Annotated in this window: 1 pseudogene; it reads right to left on the bottom strand. The window is 65.5% G+C overall.

What is annotated here, in order from left to right:
- A pseudogene (locus tag AC2AXP_RS22815) lies at positions 1–255 on the bottom strand (transketolase); the annotation flags it as partial.

Genomic DNA, 255 nt, shown 5'->3' with positions numbered 1-255 from the left:
TCAGCTCCGGCGTGCCGTCACAGTCTTTCAGCACGTAGGCACCGCGGTACACGTTGGCCAACTGCTCGGCGTCACGTGGCTGCTGCGCCAGGTTCTGGCGTGAGAAAATCAGCGTGGTCGGGCCGTCGTGGCGCTCGATGCCGTACTGCCAGGCAATCGCCGATTCCACCTGGTCACACGGACGCCAGGTGCTCATGTTCGGGGTCACCCGCAGGCTGGCCAACTGCTCCACCGGCTGGTGAGTCGGGCCGTCTT

It is taken from the genome of Serratia sp. Sp408 (assembly GCF_057180665.1).
This window is presented reverse-complemented; position numbering and strand designations above follow the sequence as displayed.